The organism is Actinomadura rubrisoli (assembly GCF_004349215.1).
GTDB lineage: Bacteria > Actinomycetota > Actinomycetes > Streptosporangiales > Streptosporangiaceae > Spirillospora > Spirillospora rubrisoli.
Genome location: NZ_SMKU01000557.1, coordinates 1 through 3,532, shown reverse-complemented (window position 1 = coordinate 3,532; position 3,532 = coordinate 1). Strand labels below are relative to the sequence as shown.

4 protein-coding genes are annotated in these 3,532 nt (G+C 72.0%); all 4 read left to right on the top strand.

The window, feature by feature from the left end; genetic code table 11:
• The coding region (locus E1298_RS45240; RefSeq protein ID WP_131903535.1) for an Asp23/Gls24 family envelope stress response protein at positions 1–348 on the top strand (348 nt) is incomplete at its 5' end.
• On the top strand, positions 345–950 hold the full coding sequence (locus tag E1298_RS45235) for a DUF6286 domain-containing protein (protein ID WP_131903534.1): 606 nt from the start codon (positions 345–347) through the stop codon (positions 948–950). The genes E1298_RS45240 and E1298_RS45235, both read left to right, overlap by 4 nt.
• The gene (gene amaP / locus E1298_RS45230) at positions 950–1,525 is read left to right on the top strand and encodes an alkaline shock response membrane anchor protein AmaP (protein ID WP_131903533.1); all 576 of its coding nucleotides are present in this window, start codon (positions 950–952) and stop codon (positions 1,523–1,525) included. Before E1298_RS45235 ends, amaP begins: the two co-directional genes overlap by 1 nt.
• Positions 1,526–1,842: 317 nt before the next feature.
• Entirely contained in the window at positions 1,843–3,261 is a 1,419-nt protein-coding gene (locus tag E1298_RS45225; RefSeq protein WP_243726237.1) for an MFS transporter, read from the top strand.
• Positions 3,262–3,532 lie beyond the last annotated feature (271 nt).

The window sequence follows — 3,532 nt, the reverse complement described above, 5'->3', positions numbered from 1 at the left end:
GACGGTGCTGAGGCGGGGCGGGGGAGTACGACGGTTAGTGAGCGGGCTGTGGCGCGGATTGTGGCTCGGGCGGCGGATGAGGTCGAGGAGTCTGGCGGGCTTGCTCGTACCGTTCTTGGCGTGCATGCGGGACGGAAGGCGGCGCGCACCGATGTCCGCGTGGACGGGGAGATCGTTACTGCGCGGGTGGCGATGTCGGTGGCTTACCCGCGGCCCGTACGCCAGGTCGCGCGGCGCGTCCGCGAGAGCGTGCGGGATCGGGTGCAGGAGTTGACCGGGCTCACGGTCCGCCAGGTGGACATCGATGTCGCCGAGCTGGAACGTCCGAAGGGGAGGACGGTGTCGTGACCGCACACGCCGGGCGGCTGCCGCACGTCCGGAGGGCGTCGGCCGCCGCCGACCGCGCGGCCAAGCACGCGTTCCGGTCGCGCCGGGTGTGGCCCGGGCTGATCGCCGCGCTGCTGGTCACCGCCGCGGGGGTGCTCACCGCGATGGAGGTGATCACGGAGCGGGCCGGGCGGCCGGCGCACATCGTCCCCTATGAGCGGGTCAGGGACTGGGCCGAGGACACGGCGTGGGAGGACTGGCCCGCCCTCGCCGCCGCCGGCGGCCTGACGCTGCTCGGGCTGCTCTTCCTGCTGGCCGGGCTGCTGCCGGGCAAGTCCCGCGTCGTCCCGCTGCACGGCGAGGACCCGAACTTGATGGTGGGCGTGACCAGGCGCGGGCTCAAGGCCGCCGTCGCCGCGGCCGCCGGGGACGCGCCCGGCGTGTCGAGCGTGCGGCGCGTCCGGCTGCGGCGGCGCCGTGTCAAGGTCGTCGCGAGGACGCCCGTCCGCGACGCCGAGGGCCTGGACTCCCAGGTCGAGGACGCCGTGCGCGCGAGCCTCGACCGGCTCCAGCCGCTGCCCGCCCGGTCGGTCTCGGTACGGGTCAAGCACCGGGAGACGTGATGGACCGCCGTCCCGCCCACCTCAACCGCACGGGCCTGATCCTGCTCGGTCTCGTCCTTGCCGTGCCGGGGGCCGCCGCTCTCGCGCGCGGGCTCGGCCTCTTCGGGGACGGACGGGCGTCCGGTGCGGTCCTCAGCGGCCAGGTGCACCGCTACGTCGACGACCACGGCTGGTTCTGGCCCGCCGTAGCCGCGATCGCCGTGGTGCTGGCGCTGCTAGGGCTGGCCTGGCTTCTCGCGCAGGGACGGTCTTCCAAGCTCCAGAGACTCACGTTGGAACCCGACCCCGCGTCGGGCATGACGCAGCTGTCGGGGAAGGCCGTCACCAACGCGCTCGAATCGGAGATCGAGGAGTACCCGGGCGTGCAGAGCGCGCGCGCACGGCTGCTCGGCTCGTCCAAGCGGCCCAAGCTGCGGCTGAGCGTGACGTACAGCCGTCGGGCCGACTTGGCCGACCTCCGGCACCGGATCGGGGACGAGGCGCTCCAGCGGCTGTGCACGGCCCTGGAGCGGGAGTCGGTTCCCACGGTCGTCCGGCTCCGGTTGGTCCAGACGGACCGTCCGACCACCATCTGACCTTGGCTGCACCTTTGGGCGCCGTTGGGGGCATGTATCCGCGTGTGGGGCTAATGTCCAAAGTGAACGTGACGTCGAGAGCGTGAGGAGGCAGGCTTGGTCGAACATCGCCTTCGGGTGGCTCCGCCAAGGGGCTCTTCGACGCATGCAGGGAACTGACAGATCACGGCAGGGCCCCTTCCGTTGAGTGGCCCGATGACCCGGGGGTCGCGGTGTGAGATCGCGGCCCCCGGGTCCGTCTTGTGAGGGTTGTTCTTTCCAACTAACTGCTGCTACGGTCGTCCGGTTAGTTGGAAAAACCAACCCACTGGAGTGTCGTGAGCCCCCCAGAGCCACCGCGGCTGGGCGCCGTGTTCGCCGTCGTCGCGGCGGGCGTGGCGATGTCCAACCTGGACGTCTTCATCGTCAACGTCGCCCTGCCCGAGATCGGCGATCACTTCGCCCCGGCCTCGCTGTCGTCCCTGTCCTGGGTCCTGAACGCCTACGCGGTCATCTTCGCGGCCCTGCTCGTCCCCGCCGGCGGCTACGCCGACCGCACCGGCCCGAAGCGCGCCTACCTCGTCGGCACCACCGTCTTCACCCTCGCCTCCATCCTGTGCGCCCTCGCGCCGGACGTCTGGACCCTGGTCGCCGCCCGCGCCGTCCAAGCGTCCGGGGCGGCCCTGCTCGTCCCGTCCTCGCTCGGCCTCCTCCTGGCCACCGCCCCACCCGAGCGCCGCGTCCCCGCCGTCCGCGCCTGGACGGCCATCAGCGGGCTCGCCGCCGCCCTGGGCCCCGTCGCCGGCGGCCTCCTCACCGAACTGGACTGGCGCTGGGTGTTCCTGGTCAATGTCCCGGTCGGCCTAGCCGTCCTCATCGCCGCCCCCCGTCTCATCCCCGCGACGGGTGGGGCGGTGACGGGACGCGGTGACCGTCCTGAGACGGCCGGGCCGGACGTACTCGGGGCCGTGGTGCTCACGGTGGCGATCGCGTCCCTCGCCCTGGGGCTGGTCAAGAGCGATGACTGGGGGTGGGCATCGGGCGGGGTCGTCGGGACGCTGGTCGCTGCGCTCGTCCTGCTCGCCTGGTTCGTCCTAAGGTCGGCGCGGCATCCGCAGCCGGTCCTGCCGCTGCCGCTGCTGCGCGTGCCGGGGTTCAGTTCCGCCACGCTCGCCAACGTTCTGTTCGCTGTCGCGTTCGCCGCGATGCTGCTGTCGGCCGTCCTGTGGTGTCAGCAGGCGTGGCACTGGTCCGCGCTGCGCACCGGGCTTGCCATCGCGCCCGGCCCCCTGGTCGTCCCCGCGCTGGCCATTGGAGTGGGCCCGATCGCCCGGCGGGTGGGCGCGGGCCTGGTCGCGGCGTCCGGTTGCGTGGTGTTCGCGGCCGGTATCGCCTGGTGGGCCTGGCAGATGGACCCGGACACCGGGTACGCGGCGGGGATGCTCCCCGGAATGCTTCTGACCGGCATCGGCGTGGGGCTGACACTGCCCACCCTGGTAGGCGCGGCCGTATCCGCGCTGCCGCCGCAGAGCTTCTCGACAGGCTCCGGCGTCGTCACCATGGCACGCCAGGTCGGCACCGTCCTCGGGATCTCCATGCTGGTCGCGGCCCTGGGATCGTCCGATGACGGTGGACGCGACGCCGGCGCGATGCTCGGCGCATTCGACGACGGGTGGCTTCTCACGCTACTGGCCACGGCTGCCGCTGCGGCCGCCTGCCTACTGATCCGTCGACCACGTCCAGCGGACGAGTCGTGACAACCCCGGGTCTTCTCGGCGGCCCCTCGTCGCTCTCGGCCACCCGTTCTCTCTCGGCGGTCACGGCCTCTGATGCCGTGATCGGGTCCCTGAAGGAAGGCAGGAGTCGTGTCTGCGTCGCCGGGCCGCGTTCCGTTGCCGGGGTTGTGGGGTCGCCTGGAGGTTTGTTGCGGACGGTAGGGGCGAGGCCGTTGAGTTCTCGGTCCACAGGGACGGGCGGGTAGCTCGATGTGGGTTCTTCTATGGGCTCGTATGCGCCTGTCTCTTATAC

What these genes read in the sequence shown, in the direction of transcription:
- amaP (WP_131903533.1), top strand. Translation starts at nt 950, where the DNA reads ATGGACCGCCGTCCCGCCCACCTCAACCGCACGGGCCTGATCCTGCTC.